This window comes from Tessaracoccus sp. MC1756 (genome assembly GCF_014164735.1).
Classification (GTDB): Bacteria; Actinomycetota; Actinomycetes; order Propionibacteriales; family Propionibacteriaceae; genus Arachnia.
On sequence record NZ_JACJFZ010000002.1, the window covers coordinates 506,909 to 526,775 of the forward strand.

General features: G+C 68.9%; 18 protein-coding genes. 5 read left to right on the forward strand and 13 right to left on the reverse strand.

Going from position 1 to position 19,867, the window contains the following annotated elements:
- Positions 1–123 precede the first annotated feature (123 nt).
- The 4 genes from trxA to H5393_RS07795 form a co-directional block, all read right to left on the reverse strand.
- Positions 124–480 carry a thioredoxin gene (gene trxA, locus H5393_RS07780; protein ID WP_076063888.1) on the reverse strand — a complete coding sequence of 119 codons (357 nt, stop codon included), beginning with the start codon at positions 478–480 and terminating at the stop codon, positions 124–126.
- Positions 481–615: 135 nt separating this feature from the next.
- The gene (locus H5393_RS07785) at positions 616–1,368 is read right to left on the reverse strand and encodes a methyltransferase domain-containing protein (protein ID WP_182766173.1); all 753 of its coding nucleotides are present in this window, start codon (positions 1,366–1,368) and stop codon (positions 616–618) included.
- Entirely contained in the window at positions 1,365–2,051 is a 687-nt protein-coding gene (locus tag H5393_RS07790) for a metal-dependent transcriptional regulator (protein ID WP_182762365.1), read from the reverse strand. The genes H5393_RS07785 and H5393_RS07790 overlap by 4 nt, the downstream gene beginning before the upstream one ends.
- A gap of 71 nt (positions 2,052–2,122) precedes the next feature.
- On the reverse strand, positions 2,123–3,265 hold the full coding sequence (locus H5393_RS07795; RefSeq protein WP_255436360.1) for an N-acetylglucosamine-6-phosphate deacetylase: 1,143 nt from the start codon (positions 3,263–3,265) through the stop codon (positions 2,123–2,125).
- Positions 3,266–3,349: 84 nt separating this feature from the next.
- Here H5393_RS07795 and serC point away from each other — a divergent pair, with 84 nt between their 5' ends.
- Complete coding sequence (gene serC, locus H5393_RS07800; RefSeq protein ID WP_182766174.1) at positions 3,350–4,447, forward strand: phosphoserine transaminase; 1,098 nt, start codon at positions 3,350–3,352, stop codon at positions 4,445–4,447.
- A gap of 1 nt (position 4,448) precedes the next feature.
- Here serC and H5393_RS07805 read toward each other — a convergent pair whose 3' ends face one another.
- On the reverse strand, positions 4,449–5,414 hold the full coding sequence (locus H5393_RS07805) for a hypothetical protein (protein ID WP_182766175.1): 966 nt from the start codon (positions 5,412–5,414) through the stop codon (positions 4,449–4,451).
- A gap of 161 nt (positions 5,415–5,575) precedes the next feature.
- Between H5393_RS07805 and H5393_RS07810 the strand changes: the two genes are divergently transcribed.
- Positions 5,576–6,196, forward strand: coding sequence for a hypothetical protein (locus H5393_RS07810; RefSeq protein WP_182766176.1), 621 nt, complete (start codon positions 5,576–5,578; stop codon positions 6,194–6,196).
- 402 nt (positions 6,197–6,598) lie between these two features.
- Here the strand turns inward: H5393_RS07810 and H5393_RS07815 are convergent, their stop codons facing one another.
- The 3 genes from H5393_RS07815 to H5393_RS07825 form a co-directional block, all read right to left on the reverse strand.
- Entirely contained in the window at positions 6,599–10,000 is a 3,402-nt protein-coding gene (locus H5393_RS07815) for a pyruvate carboxylase (RefSeq protein WP_182766177.1), read from the reverse strand.
- A gap of 104 nt (positions 10,001–10,104) precedes the next feature.
- Positions 10,105–12,675 carry a PEP/pyruvate-binding domain-containing protein gene (locus H5393_RS07820; RefSeq protein WP_182766178.1) on the reverse strand — a complete coding sequence of 857 codons (2,571 nt, stop codon included), beginning with the start codon at positions 12,673–12,675 and terminating at the stop codon, positions 10,105–10,107.
- 94 nt (positions 12,676–12,769) lie between these two features.
- A complete protein-coding gene (locus H5393_RS07825) occupies positions 12,770–14,314 on the reverse strand; it encodes an NCS2 family permease (protein ID WP_182766179.1) in 1,545 nt (514 codons plus the stop codon).
- Positions 14,315–14,452: 138 nt separating this feature from the next.
- Between H5393_RS07825 and H5393_RS07830 the strand changes: the two genes are divergently transcribed.
- Entirely contained in the window at positions 14,453–14,968 is a 516-nt protein-coding gene (locus tag H5393_RS07830; RefSeq protein WP_182766180.1) for a lipoprotein LpqH, read from the forward strand.
- Positions 14,969–15,034: 66 nt separating this feature from the next.
- Here H5393_RS07830 and H5393_RS07835 read toward each other — a convergent pair whose 3' ends face one another.
- The 3 genes from H5393_RS07835 to nagB form a co-directional block, all read right to left on the reverse strand.
- A complete protein-coding gene (locus tag H5393_RS07835; protein ID WP_182766181.1) occupies positions 15,035–15,808 on the reverse strand; it encodes a DUF3027 domain-containing protein in 774 nt (257 codons plus the stop codon).
- Complete coding sequence (locus H5393_RS07840; RefSeq protein WP_076063845.1) at positions 15,809–16,192, reverse strand: cold-shock protein; 384 nt, start codon at positions 16,190–16,192, stop codon at positions 15,809–15,811.
- A gap of 88 nt (positions 16,193–16,280) precedes the next feature.
- Positions 16,281–17,066 carry a glucosamine-6-phosphate deaminase gene (gene nagB, locus H5393_RS07845; protein ID WP_182766182.1) on the reverse strand — a complete coding sequence of 262 codons (786 nt, stop codon included), beginning with the start codon at positions 17,064–17,066 and terminating at the stop codon, positions 16,281–16,283.
- Positions 17,067–17,282: 216 nt separating this feature from the next.
- Between nagB and H5393_RS07850 the strand changes: the two genes are divergently transcribed.
- Entirely contained in the window at positions 17,283–18,044 is a 762-nt protein-coding gene (locus H5393_RS07850; protein WP_182766183.1) for a hypothetical protein, read from the forward strand.
- 6 nt (positions 18,045–18,050) lie between these two features.
- Here H5393_RS07850 and H5393_RS07855 read toward each other — a convergent pair whose 3' ends face one another.
- The gene (locus H5393_RS07855; protein WP_182766184.1) at positions 18,051–18,572 is read right to left on the reverse strand and encodes an NUDIX hydrolase; all 522 of its coding nucleotides are present in this window, start codon (positions 18,570–18,572) and stop codon (positions 18,051–18,053) included.
- The gene (locus tag H5393_RS07860) at positions 18,553–19,260 is read right to left on the reverse strand and encodes a copper homeostasis protein CutC (RefSeq protein WP_182766185.1); all 708 of its coding nucleotides are present in this window, start codon (positions 19,258–19,260) and stop codon (positions 18,553–18,555) included. The genes H5393_RS07855 and H5393_RS07860 overlap by 20 nt, the downstream gene beginning before the upstream one ends.
- 48 nt (positions 19,261–19,308) lie before the next feature.
- Between H5393_RS07860 and H5393_RS07865 the strand changes: the two genes are divergently transcribed.
- A complete protein-coding gene (locus tag H5393_RS07865; RefSeq protein ID WP_182766186.1) occupies positions 19,309–19,839 on the forward strand; it encodes a GNAT family N-acetyltransferase in 531 nt (176 codons plus the stop codon).
- Positions 19,840–19,867 lie beyond the last annotated feature (28 nt).

Sequence of the window (19,867 nt, forward strand, 5' to 3'; positions counted from 1 at the left end):
GTAGGGGGCGGGGGTATGGGCCTCCAGAGGGGGTGTCCCCAAACGCGTGGAGCCATGCTCGCGCACGACGACGGCGGCCCACCCCCGGAGTGGGGATGGGCCGCCGTGTGTCGGTGCGCTGGGTTACTTCTTCTGCTGATCGGCGAGCGCGGCCTCGATGTCGAGGTCGCGGATCTGCTCGATCACGGAGTCGAGCTGCTTGCCGCTGAGCATGCCGGCCTGGCGGAACACCAGCTGTCCGGACTTGAAGCCCATCAGCGTGGGGATGGACTGGATCTCCAGAGCAGCCGCAAGGTCGCGGGCGTCCTCGGTGTCGACCTTCGCGAACACGACGTCGTCGTGCCGCACGGAGGCGTCATCGTAGATCGGCGCAAAACGCTTACACGGTCCGCACCAGTCGGCCCAGAAGTCGACCAGTACGATCTCGTTGTCCTTGACCGTGCTCTCGAAGTCAACAGCAGTCAGGTCAGTGGTCGCCATAGGTGACACCTTTCGTCGTCGTTTCCACGTAGTGCAACGCGGTGGGGTTACGGGATATTCCGCGCGACACTTCGACCATACCCCGCAGCGCTGCCACTTCCTATGGACCGGAAGGGTTCCCTGCGCGGCAGGGAGTTACTTGATCGCGATGATGCGGCGCATCGGGAGCGGCACCTGGACGGGGCCGATCCGGAGCCGCTGTCGGAGGAAATCGAGCGTGGCGGCGGTGCGGCTGGCGTCGACGGGGGCGCGCAGCCCGGCGAGGAAGTGCTCCGCGTCTTCCTCACTGGCCAGTTCGTAGTAGTACTTGGCCCGCTTGTCCTCGGCCTTCGTGAGGCCCACCTCGCCGAGGGCACGCTTGGCCTTGAACTCGGTGACGCCCGGGAGGTGCGGGGTGGTGCGCAGGTAGCCGCCCAGGCGGCTGACGATCCTCAGGTCCTCGATGTTCGCGGGACGCAGCGACGGCGTGAGTGCGGCGAACACACCACCCGGCCTCAGCACGCGGGCGGCCTCCGCCAGGAACCGTGGACGGTCCGCCACGACGGAGATGCCGATCGAGCTGACCACCGCGTCGAAGCTGTTGTCGGCGAACGGCAGGTAGGAGGCGTGCGCCTGCACCAGCGGGCCGCGGCCGCGGCGCTGCGCCTCGCGCAGCTCCGCCTCTGAACGGTCGAGGCCGATGACGGTGCGGCCCGGCCGCTGCAGCCGCTCGATCATCGCCCCGGCGCCGCAGGCCAGGTCGAGCACGGTCACGGCCGACGACGACACTGCCCGCGCCAGCCACTCGTAGGGGGTGCGGTCACCTCCGTAGGAGCGGGACAGCACCTCCTCCATGGCGCCGGGCTTGCGGGTGCCGAACCACCTCAGCACGCCGTCGATGTCGCTCACTCGGGGCTCACGAACAGCAGTTCCGCAGTGTGCACGGGCACGTCCACGGCGGCCTCACCGACGGTGATGTGCACCATGTCGCCGATCCTCACCGCCTCGAAGGGCGTGTCAGGTCCGAAGCCGGTGCGCGCCAGGAGCCCCAGCGAGTGCGCGTCGGCCTGGAGGTTCTCGCTCATGCGTTGCAGCACGAACCGCTGCGGTTCCTCGGTCACCATGTCGGTGAGCGGGTCCGCGCCCTCGCGGAACGGTTGGTGGTGCACGTCGATGCCGAGTTCGTGCAGCCCGGGAATGGGGTTGCCGTAGGGCGAATGGGTGGGGGAATCGAGGATCGCGACCAGGCGCTTCTCCACGTCCAGGGAGATGACGTGCTCCCAACGGCAGGCCTCGTCGTGCACCTTCTCCCACTCGAGGCCGATGACCTCCGTGAGCAGGCATTCAGCGAGGCGGTGCTTGCGCATGACGTCGCGCGCCAGCTTGGCGCCGGTGCGCGTCAGCTTGATGGTGCGGTCCTCGTCGACGACGAGGAGTCCGTCGCGTTCCATCCGCCCCACGGTCTGCGAGACGGTGGGACCGGACTGGTGGAGTCTCTCAGCGATGCGGGCCCGAAGCGGCGGGATCCCCTCTTCGAGCAGCTCATACACCGTGCGGAGATACATCTCCGTGGTGTCGATCAGGTCACTCATCGCCACCCCCTTTCCCCGGCCATCCTAGCCCCGGCGTGGTTGCGGGAAGCCTGGCGCCGAGGCTTGGGCCCTCAACCGGCCTGGGGGGCGACGATCCACTCGCCGCGACGCAGCACGCCCTTCAGCACGCCGTCATCGTCCACGAGGCACACATCCGCGAACTTCCCGGGCGCGAGTTCGCCGACATCCGGCACGCCGTGCCACTTCGCCGGGGTGGTCGCCGCCATGAGCGCCGCGTCGGGGATCGAGACGCCGACCTCCTGCACGACGAACTCGAAGGCGCGGGCCATGGTCAGGGTGGACCCGGCGATGGCGCCCTGGCTGCCGTCGGTGGTCACGAGGCGGGCTGTGCCGTCCTTGACCTCCACCTCGAGCTCGCCGAGGAGATAGTTGCCGTCGCCGATGCCGGTGGCGCTCATGGCGTCGGTCACCAGCGCGACGCGGCCCGGTCCGGCGGCGTCGATGGACATGGCGGCGATCACCGGGGCGTGGTGGATGCCGTCGCAGATCAGCTCCACCATCACGCGCTCGTCGGAGAGCAGCACCGGCACGGGGCCGGGCTCGCGATGGTGGATGGAGCGCATGGCTGAGAACAGGTGGGTGGCGATGTCGGCGCCCCACTCGATGGACTCCGCAGTGGTCACGTCATCGGCATCCGAGTGGCCGAAGGCGACATGCACCCCGGCCTCCACGAAGCGGCGCGTGGCCTCCTCTCCGTGTTCGCGTTCGACGGCGAGCGTGATCATCTTCAGCGCGTCGCCGCCGGCGGCGATGAGGCGCTCGACGGATTCCGGATCGGGGTCGCGCAGCAGCGCGGGGTCGTGGGCGCCCTTCTTGGCCTCGGCCAGGAACGGCCCCTCCAGGTGGATGCCGCCCAGTTCGCCGGCCTCGACCAGTTCCTTCAGGACGGCCAACTGCGCCTCGAGCTTCTCGATGGGCTCAGTCACCGTCGAGGCGAACACCGTGGTGGAACCCTGCCTGCGGTGGTAGTCCACGGCGCGGAGGTTGGCCTCGCGGTCGGGGTTGCCGAACGCGACACCGACGGCCCCGTGGCAGTGCGAGTCGACGAATCCCGGGACTGCCCAGAGGGTGCCCTCTCCCCCGCCGCAGGATTCGACGGAGAGGATGCGGTCACCTTCGACGGTGAGGACCGCGTCGTCGACGACGCCTCCGGGAGTGACTGCGTGGGCAACCTTGATCTGCGTAACGGCCATGGTTCCATCCAACACCACTCGTTCCGCGGCCCTGAAGGTGGATCCCCAAATGTGCAGGTCGAGTGAGATGAGAAGATTGCCCCCATGATGATCCCCGACGATCTGCTCCCGCTCGACGGCCGGTTCGGCTCCGGCCCGGCGAAGGTTCGCCCCGAGGCCCTCGACTACCTGGGCCTGCGCTCCGACATCATGGGCACCTCGCATCGTCAGGCCCCGGTCCGCGAACTGGTCGCCACCATTCAGGCGGGCCTGGCGGAGCTGTACCGCCTGCCCGACGGCTACGAGGTGGTGCTCGGCAACGGCGGCTCCACCCTGTTCTGGGACATGGCCGTCTTCTCTTTGATCGAGCAGCGCTCGGCCCACGGCGTCTTCGGCGAGTTCACCCGCAAGTTCGCCCGCGCCGCGTCGCGCGCCCCGCACCTCGACGACCCGGCGATCTTCGAGGCCCCGGCGGGCGGCGTCGCGCTGCCCGAGAGCCGCGACTCGGACGTCCACGCCTGGGCGCAGAACGAGACTTCAACCGGCGCGGCGGCCCCCGTCGTGCGCCGTGGCGACCCGGATTCCATCGTGCTGATCGACGCCACCTCGGCCGCCGGCGGCATCGATGCCGACATCTCGGAGACCGACGTCTACTACTTCGCCCCGCAGAAGAACTTCTCCTCCGACGGCGGGCTCTGGCTCGCGTTCGCCTCGCCCGCTGCCGTCGAGCGGGCGGAGCGGATCAAGGCCGGGGGGCGCTACATCCCCGAAATCCTGGATTTCAGCACCGCGGTCAGCAACTCGCGGAAGAACCAGACGCTCAACACCCCCGCGCTGGCCACGCTGCTCCTGCTCGAGGACCAGATCCAATGGATGCTGGACCTCGGCGGGATGGCGGAGGTCGCGGCGCGCTGCCGCCGCTCCAGCCAGACGCTGTACGACTGGGCCGAAGCGCGCAGCTTCGCGTCGCCGTTCGTGACGGACCCGGCACACCGCTCCCCCGTCGTCGCAACGATCGACCTGGACGAGAGCGTCAACGCAGCCACCCTCATCGCGGCGCTGCGTGACAACGGCATCCGCGACGTGGATCCGTACCGGGCGCTGAACCGCAACCAGCTGCGCGTCGGCTGCTACGCGTCAGTTGATCCCGACGACGTGGAGGCGCTCACCGCGTGCCTCGACTACGTGATTGAGCGGCTGTAGGTCAGTTGCGCCAGAGGTAGGTGACGACGCCGGCGGCCAGCGCCACGGCCGCGGCCAGCGCCAATGCCGTGATGGTGCCCGCCCTCGCCGGGCCTTCTTCCGCGGCCGGTTCGGGGGCAGCGGGTTCCGCGCTCCCGGTGGCTGTCGGCGCCGTCGTGGACGGCTCTGCCGACGGTGACTCCGCCACCTGCGGCGCCACGGTCGTCGTCACGTCCTCGCCGGGCACCTCACTGACGCGCACGGCGGGGTTGCCCCCCACGAAGAGTTCGTCGTCGGCGCCCCTCGCGATGGATTCGCCCTCCGGAGCCCCGACGATCGTGTCCGTGACCAGGGGTTCCCACCGCAGGGCGTCGATGTACTCGATGCCGGTGGTGGTGCGCAGCGCCATGGTGGAGCCGTCGCTGAGGAAGACGCCGTCGGTCACGCCCTCAGGCGCGTCGTAGACCCGCACGAGCGTGTTCATGTTCTCGCGGCTGATGTCGCCGCGCACCCGGTAGATGCCCGGGGCTTCGCCGACCGTGACGATGTAGATGTTGCCGCGACCGGAGATCAGCATCGCCTGCGCGTCCTGCGGTTCGTCCTCGTACTGGAAGTCGTAGGCGTGGTACGTGGTGCGCCCGCCCTCGGTGGAGCCGAGGCGGTAAACGACGATGGTGTCGCGGGTGCTTCCGGGGTCTCCGATGTCGCCGACCCAGAGCCGGTCGCCGGACCAGGACAGTGCCTGCACCGAAACGAGGTCTGCGGTGAACGTGACTTCCTTCTCGCCCGTGGCGTCGACCAGCGTGCCCTGGTCCGCGTCTGCGCCGGCGAGCCAGAGCTCCTCGTTGCTGGGGTCGTAGGCCATGCCCACCAGCGGGGCTGCGTTCTCGGGAATGGTGACGTCCTCTGCGGATGCCGGCAGCACGGCCGTGGCGAGCGCCAGACCGCCGGCCAGCGAGGCTGCTGCGCTACGGGCAAGGATGTTCATCAGACCGCCCAGCATAGGGCGTCACCGGTGATCACAGCTGGCCGCCCCACACGGCGCTGACGACAGCAAGCAACACGAGGGCCACCAGGACCCCCGTGACTATCAGGCGACGACTTCTCGGATTCACTGCGTTGATACTACGCGCGGGATAACGTGGAAGCATGCACCGGCTCGTCGTCTACGCGATCTCGATCGATGAGGTGCGCGACATCTTCCGCGCTCCGGCGCCTCTCGCCGAGCGCCTGCGCGGGGTCGCCGCCGAGCGCTTCGCCGCCCCCCAGCCGTCGCGTCGGCACTGGTTCGGGCCCCTGATGCGGCGTGATCCGGCCAACGAGATCGACCCGTCGCTGCCGCAGCGCACCGATGTCGACGCGCTGCTCACCGGCGCCTACATCCCGCCGGACCGCATGGCCCCCAGCTGGCACCTGTTCCACGCCTGGCTCGACGAGTTGTCGGCCGCGCGCCGCGACATCCCGTGGGACGCGGAGACCTTCGACAGGGTCGAATGGGACCTCGCCCGCGGCGGCCTGAACAGCGACTACTCGCTGCGTTCGTTGGCGGACCGCCAGTTGGCCGTGCCGCTGCGGCCGCTCCCCGGCCAGGTGGTGGGCTACGCGAAGCGGGTGCACGCCGTCGAGGCCCTGGAGGACTACCGACGCGTGCTGACCAACCCGGAACTCAGCGACGAGGCGCGCTCCTGGCTGCAGCCCGTCGTCGAGGTGCTCGAGGCTGTGGCCTCGGACGAGGGGCTGGATGTCGCCGTCGTGGGCACCGACTCCTAGCGTCGCCCTCAGTCTCCAGACCGAACCCGGTCCGACCACCGGCAGCCGTCAACTCACAGCAGGTGACGGGAGGGGCCCGACGGGTTAGGTGGGCGTTGTCGGAGTCCCGTCGCCCACCCCCCGCAGACACATCGCCAGCGCGTCGGGACTACGGCATGGGCGGGAGGACCCCTCCCCTCACCTGCGGAACCGGCCGCAGCCCCACCAGCGGCAGCCCTCAGCCCACAGCAGGTGACGGGAGGGGCCCGACGGGTTAGGTGGGCGTTGTCGGAGTCCCGTCGCCCACCCCCCGCAAACAAACAGCCACGCGCGCCGGGACTACGGCATGGGCGGGAGGGCCCCTCCCATCACCTGCGGAACCGGCCGCAAGTGACCACCCCCACAGCCAGTCCCCAGCGGCAACTAGCTCGGGTCGATCACCAGGACGAGGTCGCCGCCCTCGAGCTGGGTGGCGCCCGGCAGCACGACGCGACGGACGGTACCACCGACAGGAGCGTTGATGGAGGCCTCCATCTTCATCGCCTCGATCGTGGCCACCGGCGCACCCGCCTCCACCACATCGCCCTCACCCACGGAAGGCGTGACGACGCCGCTGAAGGGTGCGGCCACGTGGCCCTTGTTCGACGTGTCGGCCTTCTCAGCCGCCGCAACCTCCGACTTGATCGAGAGGTCACGCACCCGCACCGGCCGGATCTGGCCGTTGAGCAGCGTCATGACGGTGCGCTTGCCGCGCTTGTCGGGCTCGGAGATCGCCTCCAGACCGGCCAACAGCGTGACGCCCTTCTCCAGCGTGATGGCGTACTCCTTGCCGCGTTCCATGCCGTAGAGGTACGGGACGGTGGGCAGCACGGAGATGTCGCCGAAGTCTTCGCGGGCCTGGATGAACGCCTTCGTGGGGCCGGGGAACAGCAGCCGGTTGAGCGTCTCCTGACGTTCGCGGCCCTCGTTCTCCAACAACGCCAGGTCCTCGTCGGACACCTCGGTGACGCGGACGGGGACCTTGCGTCCCCCCAGCGCCTTGGTGCGGAACGGCTCGGGCCAGCCGCCCGCCGGTTCGCCGAGTTCGCCGCCGAGGAAGCCGATCACGGAATCCGGGATGTCGAAGTTCTGCGGGTCCTCTTCGAACGCCTTCGGGTCTGCACCGACGGCGACGAGGTGCAGAGCGAGGTCGCCCACCACCTTCGACGAGGGGGTCACCTTGGTGGGCCGGCCGAGGATCTTGTCGGCGGCCTCGTACATGTTCTCGATCTGCTCGAACTTCTCGCCGAGTCCGAGCGCGATCGCCTGCTGGCGCAGGTTCGACAGTTGGCCGCCCGGGATCTCGTGCGAGTAGACGCGGCCGGTGGGCGCGGGCAGGCCGGACTCGAACGGCTTGTACAGGTTACGCACGGCCTCCCAGTAGGGCTCGAGGTCCAGCACGGCCTGAGCGTCGAGTTCGGTCTGGCGTTCGGTCTGGTCCAGCGCCATCAGAAGAGCCGACATCGGCGGCTGCGAGGTGGTGGAGCTGAGCGCCGAGTTCGCCACGTCGACGGCGTCGACCCCCGCGTCGATGGCCGCCATGAGGGTGGCCATCTGGCCGCCCGTGGTGTCGTGGGTGTGCAGATGCACGGGCTGGTCGAAACGCTCCCGGAGTGCGGTGACCAGGCGCCGTGCCGCCTCGGGGCGCAGCAGCCCGGCCATGTCCTTGATGGCCAGGATGTGCGCACCTGCGTCGACGATCTTCTCCGCCAGGCGGAGGTAGTAGTCGAGCGTGTAGATCTTCTCGTTGGGGTCCAGCAGGTTCGAGGTGTAACACAGCGCCACCTCGGCCACCGAGTTGGTGGTGTGCACCGCTTCGATCGCGGGGCGCATCTGCTCCACGTCGTTGAGCGCGTCGAAGATGCGGAAGATGTCGATGCCGGTGGCGGCTGCCTCGGCGACGAAGGCCTGCGTCACCTCGGTGGGGTACGGCGTGTAGCCGACGGTGTTGCGGCCGCGCAGCAGCATCTGCAGGTTCTGGTTCGGCATCGCTTCACGCAGCGTGGCGAGCCGCTCCCACGGGTCCTCGCCCAGGAAGCGCAGCGCCACGTCATAGGTGGCTCCGCCCCAGCATTCGACGGAGAACATCTCCGGCAGCAGGCGGGCCTGCGTCGGGGCGATGCGCAGCAGGTCACGCGTGCGGACGCGGGTGGCCAGGAGCGACTGGTGCGCGTCGCGGTAGGTGGTGTCCGTGACCCGCACGGGCACCGCGTCGCGCAGTTCCTTGGCGAACCCTGCCGCGCCGAGCGCCAGCAACCGCTGACGGGAACCGTCGGGGACTGCCCCGTTGAGGTCCACCTTCGGCAGCTTGTCGCCCGGGTCCAGCGTCGTGGGCGCGTCGCCGTGCGGCTTGTTGACCGTGACCTCGGCGATGTGGCGCAGCAGCTTGGTGCCTCGGTCTGCCGGGGTGCGGGCGTTGAGCAGGTAGGGGCGCTCGTCGATGAAGTTGGTGGTGACCGGCCCCGCCAGGAAGTCGGCGTCCTCCAGCACTGCCCGCAGGAACGGGATGTTGGTGGCCACGCCGCGGACTCGGAACTCGGCCAGCGCGCGCTGGGCGCGGGCGATGGCCATCTTCAGGTCGCGGCCGCGGGCGGTCAGCTTGACCAGCAGCGAGTCGAAGTGGGGGCTGATCTCGACGCCTGTGCCGGTGGTGCCGCCGTCGAGGCGGATACCCGCGCCCGAGGCCGAGCGGTACGCGGTGATGAGGCCGGTGTCCGGGCGGAAGGAGTTGAGCGGGTCCTCCGTCGTGATGCGGCACTGGAGGGCGGCGCCGCGGATCTGCAGTTCGTCCTGCCGGATGCCGATCTGCTCGAGCGTCTCGCCGTTGGCAATGCGCATCTGCGCCTGCACCAGGTCGACGTCGGTGATCTCTTCGGTGACGGTGTGCTCCACCTGGATGCGCGGGTTCATCTCGATGAACACGTGCTCGCCGGCGCGGGCGCCCTCGGTCTCGACGAGGAACTCGACGGTGCCGGCGCAGAAGTAGTTGATCGACTCGGCGAACTTGACCGCATCTGCGCACAGCGACTGCCGTAGTTCTTCCGAGATGTACGGCGCCGGGGCCATCTCGATGACCTTCTGATGGCGGCGCTGGATGGAGCAGTCACGCTCGAAGAGGTGGACGATGTTGCCCTCACCGTCGGCGAGGATCTGCACCTCGATGTGACGCGGGGCGGCGACCGCCTGCTCGATGTAGACGGTGGGGTCACCGAACGCGGCCTCGGCCTCGCGCATGGCGGCGGCCACCTCGTCTGCGATCCTGTTGGGGTCGTCGACGCGGCGCATGCCGCGGCCACCACCACCGGCGACGGCCTTCACGAACACGGGGAAGCCGATCTCGTCGGCCGCCTTCTTGAGCACCTCGACGTCTGTGGAGGGAGGGCAGGAATTGAGGACCGGCACGCCGGCCTTCTTGGCGGCCTCGATGGCGCGCACCTTGTTGCCGGCCATGGCGAGCACGTCGGACGAGGGCCCGATGAAGGTGATCCCGTTCGCCTCGCAGGCCTTGGCGAAGTCAGGGCTCTCCGACATGAAGCCGTAGCCGGGGTAGATCGCGTCCGAGCCGGATTCCTTGGCCGCACGGATGATCTCGTCGATGCTCAGGTAGGCGCGGACCGGGTGGCCCTCCTCCCCGATGAGGTACGACTCCGACGCCTTCACGCGGTGATCGGCGTTGCGGTCCTCGTAGGGGAACACTGCGACGGTGCGGTAGCCGAGTTCGTAGGCTGCACGGAATGCGCGCACTGCGATCTCGCCGCGGTTGGCGACCAATACCTTTTGGAACATGGGCGTCAGCCTAACGGCTAGCCCGCCCGCACCGGAATGCCTTCCATGGCCGCGACCGCCACCGGCTCGTCCCTGATCGATGATCCTGACGACGCCGCCGCGGGTCAGCAGCAGAAGACCCGCTGGTTCACGACGTCGGAGTACAGCACGAGCGACTCCGTGGAGACCACGTGCACCACCTCCGCGATGGCCGGGTCCGCGTTGGGCACGATCGAGTGGACCTCGTTGGGTTGCGTCGTCAGCTTCTCGTGGTTGAACACGTAGCCGGGCCGCCCGTCGAAGATGGCGGCGTAGAACGTCTCCCCCTCGACGATGTCCTGGAAGAAATGGCTGCCGTAGCTGAGGTCGGGATGAAAATCCGCGTCCGGGTACGTGTACTCGATGAGCGCGTCGGCCGCGGCGATCTCCGAGAAAGAGACCGGCACCCCCAGCGATGGCGTGGTGGTCCCCCAACGGCCTGGGCCGATGGCCATCACGCCCTTCCCCTTCAGCGCCCGAGTCGCCTGGCCGACCAGCCGGGCCACCGCGTAGCGGTCCTGATGTCCCATGCTGAGGTAGCGCTTGGGGCGCACGTAGACGACGGCACCGATCGGGAGCCGCACGTTGCCGCCCATGAACGTGCCGTTCGAGCTGAACAGGCAGTCCGCGGTGTCGGCCAGTTCCGGCATCCGCACCGCCTTGCCCAGGCCGCGGGTCTGGAGCGGACGGCACTGCACGAGGTTGAAGCGGTAGTCGCCGTCCGGGCGGAAGTTGATGGTGAACTCGATGTCCACCGGGTAGTCGTACGCCTCCGCCAGGGTGGCGAGCGCCCCCCGCATCAAGGTGCCGAAGTCCGTGGTGGTGAGGAGCCCCTGCAGGTCACAGATCATCTGGGGTTGGGTTGCGGAACGGCCCAGTTCCTGCAGGCGCCGCAGAGCCCCTCGGTCCGGGGTGAGGAACAGCGACCAGTCGGCCCCGATCCGCCCGTCGGGGTCTCCGGCCGCGCCGCTCAGCACGTCGAGCAGTGGCTCGGTCACCAGTTCGTTGGCACTCAGGGAGAGCACGTCGACGTAGCGCTGGGAATAGCGTCGCTCCATCCCTTCCTCGACGATGGGCCGACGGCTGGGTACGTCGAGCGTGACGATCCGTGCGTAGTCCTCGTGGGTACGGTCCACGGCCCGGGTGCCCAGGCCGAACACGACGCGCAACATCCCGGCCTCGAGGTCGATCCCCGGTTCCCAGACGTAGAGGTTCGAGGAGTTGCCCACCCCGCCGGCGTGGGGGAAGAACAGGTCGCCGTGGTGGTCACCGGAGACACGCTGCACCAGGACGGCCATCTGCTCGTCGAGGTGCGAGAGTCCCCGGTCGCGGCGGTACTCGAGCGCTTCGGCGCTCATGACGCTGGCATACACCGCGCGCACTGCGTCCTCGAAGCGCTGGTACCGGTCTTCCGGCGAGCCCTGGCCCGCGCAGAAGACCGACTCGTACTTGCCGGCGAAGGCGTTTCCGAAGTTGTCCTCCAGCAGCGAGGAACTGCGCACGATGATCGGCGACTGCCCGAAGTACTCCAGCATCCGCATGAAGTGGTCCCGCACCGACGGCGGGAAGCGCCCGGAGGCGAGCTTCTGGTGGAGTTCCGCGCCCGCGCTGAAGTAGCCCTCGGGGGTCTTCTGCTGCATCCACAGCCGCCACCACCCGTTGGCGACGACGTAGGTGTACCAGAGGTCCGCGCCCAGGAAGAAGGAGTCGTGGGCCTCCATCCGCGCCCGGAACTGGGGTTGCCGCTCCAGGATCGCCCGGGCCACGAGCATGCCCAGCGCCTTGCCGCCGATGGCGCCGGTGCCGATCTCCCGGGAGGCGGTGGCCACCAGGTCGTCGAGGGTGAGGTAGTCCTCGGCCAACTCGACCATCCGGCCCTCGCCGCCGACGAGCATCCGGAGCAGCAGGCTCTTCGCGCCGGCCACCTCGCCCTCGTCCCCGGAGCGCAACGCGTTGCGGCCCGTCTGCACGAGCGACTGCCAGTGGTCCGGTGGGTCGAAGGTGTCGCTCATGCGGGCGAAGAGCCGGGCGGAGGCCTCCGACGACGTGATGGGCCGCGCCTCGTCGCCCTGCAGCGCGTGGGGGAAGAACATCGTGGGCGAGTGCCGTCCGAAGACCTTGAGGGGGTGCACGTACAGCTCGTCGTCGACGCCGTAGAGATCCAGCAGCAGCTGGGTGGTGGAGCGGATGGCGGCGACCGTGGCGTAGGTGTGCTCGCCGCGCACCAGCGGGAAGTAGGCCACGGTGTCCAACTCGTAGAGGAAGGGGCAGGTGACCTGGAAGAAGTTGGCCACGGCGAGGTCCGAGTGCCACCCGCTCAGCAGATCGGTGAGGCAGTCGAACACGTAGAACGCGAGCCTGCCCCGCTCAGCGGCCATGGTGTGCACGGCCGTGGCGAACGCCTCGAAACCGCCTCCGGGCTCGATCTCGACCACCTCGACGGCGGGGTCGTCGACCACGGGCGCGTGGGCGCCGTAGCGCACATAGGTGATGCGGCGTCCGTCGGCGAGGGCCTGCCGTACGAAGGGGTCCACGACGCGGCGGTAGTCGTCGAGGGAATCGACCTGCCACACCACGTTGTCGCCGAGACGCAGCGAATCCACGATCCGGTCCAGCCCCGCCGTCCCGGTACTGACCAGGTTGAAGTTCTCCGCCATCGTCCCTCCTCGTCGCTTCCTCCAGAGTGCCGCATCGGCGGGGACGACGACGGGCCGGGCGGAATACCGCCCGGCCCGCAGTGGTCCAGCAGGATCAGCCGACGAGCCAGCCGATCAGCGCACCCTGCACGAAGTAGATGACGAACAGCGCCGCCACCACGTACATCAGGGGGTGGATCTTCCTGGCCTCACCCTTGACCAGCTTGATGAACACGTGAGCCACCATGCCGGCGCCGATGCCCACGGTGATGGAGTAGGCGAACGGCATCAGGATGATCGTCAGGAAGGCGGGGATGCCCACCTCGGGGCGCGTCCAGTCGACATCCACGACCTGCGAGATCATCAGGAACCCGACGAACACCAGCACGGGGGCGGCGGCCTCCGAGGGCACCAGGTTGATCAGCGGGGCCAGGAAAATCGCGGCGATGAACGCGAGTCCGGTCACGACCGACGCGAGGCCCGTGCGGGCACCTTCCCCGACGCCCGCGGTCGACTCGACGTAGCAGGTGTTCGACGACACCGAGCCCAAGCCACCGGCCATGGCTCCGACGGAGTCGACGAGCAGGATTTCGGTGGTCCGCGGCGGCATGCCGTCCTTGTCGAGCAGGCCGCCCTCAGAGCCCACGGCCACGACTGTGCCCATGGTGTCGAAGAAGTCGGCCAGGAGCAGCGAGAACACCAGCACCAGGAGCGCGACGAAGTTGGCCAGCGAGAACTCGCCGTCCGGGAAGAACGCGCCGAACATGTCGATGCGGCCGATGAGGCCCAGATCGGGCAGCGTGAAGTTCTGCAGCGCCGGGACGTTGAGCGCCCAACCGTAGGCGTTGCTGCCGTCAGGCGACTGGGCGCCCACCTTCGTGACGGCCTCGATGATGATGCCCAGCACGGTGGCGCTGACGATGGAGATCAACATGGCGCCCTTGACCTTCAGCACGTACAGGGCGATCAGGATCAGCATTCCGAAGAAGAACACGCCGATCGGCCAGCCCTGCAGGGTGCCGCCGACACCGAGCTCGACGGGGGTGCCGGCACCGCGGCGGACCACGCCCGCGTTGACGAGGCCGATGAACGCGATGAACAGGCCGATACCCACCGAGATGGCGGTGCGCAGCGTCTTCGGGATGGCCTTGAACACTGCCGTCCGGAACCCGGTCAGCACCAGGATGAAGATGAGGATGCCCTCCCACACCACGAGGCCCATGGCCTGGGGCCACGTCATCTGCGGCGCGAGCACGTAGGCCACCAGTGCGTTGAGGCCGAGGCCGGCCGCGAGACCGATCGGGAAGCGCCCGATCAGGCCCATCGCCAGGGTCAGCAGTCCCGCGATGAGAGCGGTGGCCGCTGCCACCATGCCGATGGAGGCGCCCACGGCAGCCTCGTCCACGATGGTGCGGGCGGCGTCGCTGTACATGGGCGCGCCTGAGATCAGGTTGCCGTTCTTGTCTGCAGCTGTGCCGATGATGAGGGGGTTCAGCGCAATGATGTAGGCCATTGCGAAGAACGTGACGAGGCCACCGCGGATCTCCTGCCCGACGGACGAGCGGCGCTTGGTGATCTCGAAGAAACGGTCGAGTCCGGACGCGGTGCCGCGCGCGGTCTCTGGGTGCAGCTTGGCTGCCTTGGGGGAGTTCGTAACCACGGACGACCATCCTATTGCCTCCGCACCGCGAACGCTCACCAGGTGCGCGTCCACGATGCGCGACCCGCGTCAGGCCTGGGTCCCTTTCGCATCCTGGCCTAAGCTGGCCGAAGTCAGAAAGGGCGTTCTATGAACCGTGTGAAGGCATCCCTCCTCGCAGGACCCGCCGTGCTGGCGCTGCTGCTCTCCGGGTGCACCGGAGGCGCCGGTGGCGCCCCGTCACCCGTCGGGCAGGGCACCGGAGAAGCCAACGCCGATGTTCCTGCCGGCCAGGCCCTTCCCACGGAGATCACCACCGAAGCGCCCCAGGGCGGTGCCGCCGTGCGTCTCGGCGACACCGAGGAAGCCATCACCAAGGTGGGCTGCACCCAGGTCAACGACAACTGGTCCATGAGCGGGAGTAACGAGGGTGGCGCGAAGGTCGCCGTCACCACCACCGGCGACAAGCAGACGGTGGTGAGCGCCAGCGTCGTGTTCGATGACGGCAAGCTCGTCGACATGGACACCGCACGGGACCTGGGCAGCGCCACCATCACCTGGGACGGCGACTGGTTCACCGTCGTGGGCAGCGGCCCGTTCTACGACCTGATGGACCCGGCCGTCACCGGCCAGGACCCGGTCAACTTCGTCGTCAAGGCCAGTTGCCCGGCCTGAGCCCCACCTGCAGGCAACACAAAGCCCGCGGGCCCGATCAGCGTCGGACCCGCGGGCTTTCCAGTCTCAGTCGAAGAGGCTCTCGTCGACACTCACCGTGTCGAACGCGGGAGCGGGCAGTTCCTTGGGGCGCTGCTCGGCCACGACGTCGGAGTGCCCGCCACAGCCGTGGTCCAGGGACACGACGTGTCCGTCGGACGGCGAATACTCGTTGGTGCAGGCGCCGAAGATGACGCCCAGTGAGCCACGGAGAGGCACGAAGTAGGCGCACGTGGCGCAGTTGGCGGGGGCCTCGCGCGACATCTCGTTGTGCGGGCCGGCCTCACCGCGGCACCAGCGCTCGACGGCCTCGTCGCGACCGACGCGGCTCAGCACCCGCTGGCGACCGAGGCCCAGTTCGGCGACGGTGGTGCGCAGCTGGACCCATTCCGAGGGGTCCGCGTCGGCAGGCAGGTCTGTGGCGGCGAAGCCGGGCTCCAGGCGCGGGTCGTTGTCCGGCGTGGCCATGAGCATGCCCGGCGCGATGTCGCCGGCGCCGATCCGGTCCTCCCACGGCACCCAGTCAGGCGCGAGGAGCGCGGCGGGCTGCGGCAGCAGCACGACCTCGTTGACGGTGACCACCTTGGAACGCGAGGCGCGCACCAGCGTCACGGCCCAACGCCAGTCGGCGTAGCCCGTCAGGAGGCACTCGAAGGAGTGGGTGACGATGCGGTCGCCCTCTTCAGCGACCACACCCAGGTGGGCGCCGACGGCCTCGTCACCGCCCTCTTCGACGGCAGCTTCGCGGGCGAGGTCGACGGCCTCGGCGGTGACGGCATCCAGTTTGAAGGGTTTTGCCATTTACAGCTCCAGTTCGTCGGCGACGCGGCGCAGCAGCGAAGCGACCTTGGAGGCATGCTTGCTGTCTGGGTGGCGTTGATGGCGGTAGTCGTTGCCGATGGTGTCGAGCATCTTGATCAGGTCCTCGACGATGATCGTCAACTGTTCGGGGTTCTTGCGCTGGGCCTTGGACAGCGACGGCGGGGTCTCCAGCACGTGGAGGCTGAGCGCCTGCTCGCCCCGGCGGCCCTCGATCACGCCGAACTCGACGCGCTGCCCGGGCTTGAGGGAGGTGACCCCGTCGGGGAGCGCGTTGGAGCGCACGTAGACATCGCCACCGCCGTCTTTGGTGATGAACCCAAAGCCCTTCTCAGCGTCGAAGAATCGCACTTTACCGGTTGGCACGTCGCCCCCACTTCTCAGAGAAAATCCAGTGACGGCACAGTCTAGTCGTTTGGGCAGCGGGCTGCCCAAGTGACGTGGGCCGGGCTGGTCAGGCCTTGCCCGTGAGCTGCTGCTTCAGCGCGTACTGGGCCTTGAACTGCGCAGCGTATTCGAGCTTCGAGGCGGCGGCCTCGTCGACGATCACGATGCAGTTCGGGTGGAACTGCAGGATGGAGGCAGGCATCACGTTGGCGACAGGCCCCTCGACCATGGCTGCGACGGCGTCCGCCTTGTGCTCACCGGTGGCCACCAGGACGGCGACGCGGGAGTCCATGATGGTGCCGAGACCCTGCGTCATGCAGTGCGTGGGGACCTCGTCGATGGAGTTGAAGAAGCGCGCGTTGTCCTCGCGGGTCTGTGCGGTGAGGATCTCGACGTGGGTGCGCGAGGAGAAGGACGAGAAGGGCTCGTTGAAGCCGATGTGGCCGTTGGAGCCGATGCCAAGGATCTGCACGTCGACGCCGCCGGCGGCCTCGATGGCCTCGTCGTATTCGTCAGCGGCGGCCTCCAGATCGTCAGCGAAACCGTTGGGCACGCGCACGCGGTCCGGATCCATCCCGAGCGGCTCGACGACGGTGCGGTGGATCACGTTGCGGTAGCTCTCCGGGTGCGCCGGGTCGATGCCCACGTACTCGTCGAGAGCGAAGCCGAGTCCGTGCGAGAAATCGATGATGCCCTCGGTGGAGCGGCGCGACAGCTCGGCGTACAGCGACAGCGGGGAGCTGCCCGTGGCGAGGCCCAGGACCGGAGTTGCGATGCCCTCCAGGTTCTCGATCACCTTGTCCGCGGCCACCTGACCCACCTGGTCAGCGTTCTCGACGATGATAACTTCCATGGTTTTTCCCGAATCTTCACGAATCTGATTGCCGAAATGTCCGGCTTTGCATCCCGCCACCTTATTGTGCGCAACGTGACCTGAGCATATCCTGCTCATTTACCCCGTGAAGTGAACAGGAAATGTGCGCACCAAGGTACCTGGAACAGGTTTGTCCGTACGTTTGCCCCACATGACCTTCCGACCCTGTTGCCGCAGGGCCATTACGATGGATCCATGGCGACGTGGAAGGACGGCGCGGCCTACGCGCCCGTGGAGAGACCGGACGGGTTCGCGACCCCGGTGGTCGGCCCCCTCTCGTCCGGCGAGCCGTACCGGGCGCAGACCCCGGGCCCCGTCGGCCACCCCACCGGCTTCGACCCGCTACCGCCCCAGCAGCCGCTCCACCTCATCGGCGACCGCCCCTCGGGCGCGCGTGACCCGAGGGATGCGTTCACGGTGTACACCTCACTCATGACGGCTGATCCGGGCGGCGCCCCGGCGGGCCCGCGCAACCCGCTCTCGCCGTTCCCGACGACTGCTCAGTCCGCGCTGGACACCGCGCCCCCGCCCCCCACCGGGCCTCCGCTCGACCCGCCCGGGCCGGCGACGGCCTACCCGCCGCCCACGCTCCCTTCGGCGCCCACCGGCCCCTGGGCTCCCCCGCCGTCGGTGGCGCTCCCGCCCGTGGTCGGCACCCCCGTGCCTGTCACGGAGAGCCACCGGGCCCTCGCCAGGGTCGCCTCCGTGCTCTGCTTCGTGGGGTTCCTGGTCAGCAACACCTCGGCGTTCATGCTGCTGGCGGCCGGCGTGATCGGCCTCCGCACCAAGCCGCTGACCAAGGCTCTGGGCTATGTCGCCACCAGCGTCGGCGCGTCGGGGCTACTGGTGCAGTGGTACCTCGCCGGGCAGCCGTCGCCCATGTTCACCACGCTGTGGGGCTTCATCGCGCTGGGGTGCAGCATCGGCTTCATGCTGTATTCGCTCAGGGGACGCTGAGTCCCTTCAGTTTCCTGCCGGCACCGTGGATTCCTCTACCTCGCCGAGGTCGAGCGCCTCACCGTCGTGCACCGCGAGCAGTGGCAGTTCCGCCGGCCAGACGGCGCCGGGCAGGGCACTGAGCGGGAACCACCGCGTCTCGACGCGCCGCCTCGCCTCCGCCTCGCTCAAGGCCGCATGCACCGGGTCGAACAGTGGCACGTGCAGCCGGTAGTAGGTCTCGTGCTGGATGAGGACGCGGTCCGAGTAGCCGTGCGTGACGGTACGGGTGGCAACAGGCGGGCCCAACTCCTCGGCGTCGACGGTGAGCCCGGTCTCCTCGAACAACTCGCGCGCGGCCGCCTGGCGGGGCGACTCGCCGTCGTCGATGCCGCCACCGGGCGTCTGCCAGAACCTGGAGCCGGGAATGCCCGGGTCCGTGTCGCCCTGCAGGAGGACCTGCGGCTGCGCCCCTTCCGGTGCTGACAGCACGATCACGCGGGCGCCGCTGCGACGGTTGATGCGGCGTTCAGTGGGGCCTGCGGACATGAGCCACCTCGGTGTCGATGAGGTCGCGCCAGCTCTCCACCAGTTCGGTGTCGACATAGGCCTTGAAGGAGCCGCCCGGGCGCGCCGGTGACCCGATGTGGAAGGCGCGCACGCCCGCCCGGACCAGCCACGGCACGTGCTCCGGCTTGAGGCCGCCCCCGGCCATGATGAGGCGGGCCACCTCCTCGTCCGCCTTCGCGCGGCGGATGAGGTCGTCAAGGCCCTGCTCGACGCCGCGCACGGAACCGGCCGTCAGCACGTGTGTGAGGCCCGGCAGGGTGCGCACGTCCTGCCAGGCCTTGGCCGCATCGAGGCAGTGGTCGATGGCGCGGTGGAACGTCCAGGGCAGCGAGCCGTCGCCGACGAGCTCCGAGACCACCTCGCGGTCCACCCGGTTCGCGCCGTTCAGGAAGCCGAGCACCACCCCGTCGGCGCCGGCGTCGCGGTAGGCGGAGATCAGTCCCTTGAGCCGGGTCGCTTCGCCTCCGTCCGTGCCGAAGCCCGGCCTCAGGCGGACCATCGGGCGGAGATGGATGGTGGTGGCGCGGCGCACCTTGTCGACCGTGCGGGGCTCCGGGGAGAGTCCGTCGTCGTCCATGGTGCCGACAAGTTCCACGCGGTCTGCGCCGCCGGCTTCGGCGCGCTCGGCGTCGGCGGCGTGCAGTGCGATGACCTCCAGCAGGCTCATGTTCACAGCTTGCCAGGTTTGCACGCCTGTTAGCGATAACATGACCGCGTGCCCGTACCCGTGTTGACCACGCCCACACCCAACGATGCTGAGGGCTGGTTCGATTTCCTCGTCGCGCAGCAGGCCGCGACCTACGCCGGAACCGTGCCTACCGATTTCGCCGAGCGCCAGCGCGCCTACCGCGACGAGTGGGTGCCCGGACTGGAGGCGCGTTTCGCCAACCCCGGTTCCGCCCGGGCGCTCGTCGCCAGGGTGGGCGGCCAGATCGCCGGCATCGCGTCGATCACGGATGCGCCTGCCAGTTGGGAGGTGGAGAACGACCTCCTGCCCGCCCCTGCCACCCGCCAGCTCGACCGGTTGTACGTCTCCTCTGACTTCCATGGCACCGGCCTGGCCGACGCCCTGTTCAGCAACGTGGACGACGGCCGCCCGATGTACCTGTGGCTGATCAATGGCAACGAGCGCGCCCGGCGCTTCTACGCGCGGCGGGGCTTCGTCGACCTGGACGAGCAGTTCGTGGCCGGCCCCAGCTGGGGCGGCGTCGCGATGCACCGCATGCTCCGCAGCATGTCGCGCTGATCCCCACAACGCAGTGACGCCGGCCGAG

Bases quoted from the DNA above. Each gene is read 5' to 3' on its own strand.
- H5393_RS07810 (WP_182766176.1), top strand. From the start codon at position 5,576: ATGCACCGGCTCGTCGTCTACGCGATCTCGATCGATGAGGTGCGCGAC.
- H5393_RS07805 (WP_182766175.1), bottom strand. From the start codon at position 5,414: ATGAACATCCTTGCCCGTAGCGCAGCAGCCTCGCTGGCCGGCGGTCTG.
- H5393_RS07795 (WP_255436360.1), bottom strand. From the start codon at position 3,265: ATGGCCGTTACGCAGATCAAGGTTGCCCACGCAGTCACTCCCGGAGGC.
- H5393_RS07860 (WP_182766185.1), bottom strand. From the start codon at position 19,260: ATGAGCCTGCTGGAGGTCATCGCACTGCACGCCGCCGACGCCGAGCGC.
- H5393_RS07790 (WP_182762365.1), bottom strand. From the start codon at position 2,051: ATGAGTGACCTGATCGACACCACGGAGATGTATCTCCGCACGGTGTAT.
- nagB (WP_182766182.1), bottom strand. From the start codon at position 17,066: ATGGAAGTTATCATCGTCGAGAACGCTGACCAGGTGGGTCAGGTGGCC.
- H5393_RS07835 (WP_182766181.1), bottom strand. From the start codon at position 15,808: ATGGCAAAACCCTTCAAACTGGATGCCGTCACCGCCGAGGCCGTCGAC.
- H5393_RS07855 (WP_182766184.1), bottom strand. From the start codon at position 18,572: ATGTCCGCAGGCCCCACTGAACGCCGCATCAACCGTCGCAGCGGCGCC.
- H5393_RS07850 (WP_182766183.1), top strand. From the start codon at position 17,283: ATGGCGACGTGGAAGGACGGCGCGGCCTACGCGCCCGTGGAGAGACCG.
- trxA (WP_076063888.1), bottom strand. From the start codon at position 480: ATGGCGACCACTGACCTGACTGCTGTTGACTTCGAGAGCACGGTCAAG.
- H5393_RS07815 (WP_182766177.1), bottom strand. From the start codon at position 10,000: ATGTTCCAAAAGGTATTGGTCGCCAACCGCGGCGAGATCGCAGTGCGC.
- serC (WP_182766174.1), top strand. From the start codon at position 3,350: ATGATGATCCCCGACGATCTGCTCCCGCTCGACGGCCGGTTCGGCTCC.
- H5393_RS07820 (WP_182766178.1), bottom strand. From the start codon at position 12,675: ATGGCGGAGAACTTCAACCTGGTCAGTACCGGGACGGCGGGGCTGGAC.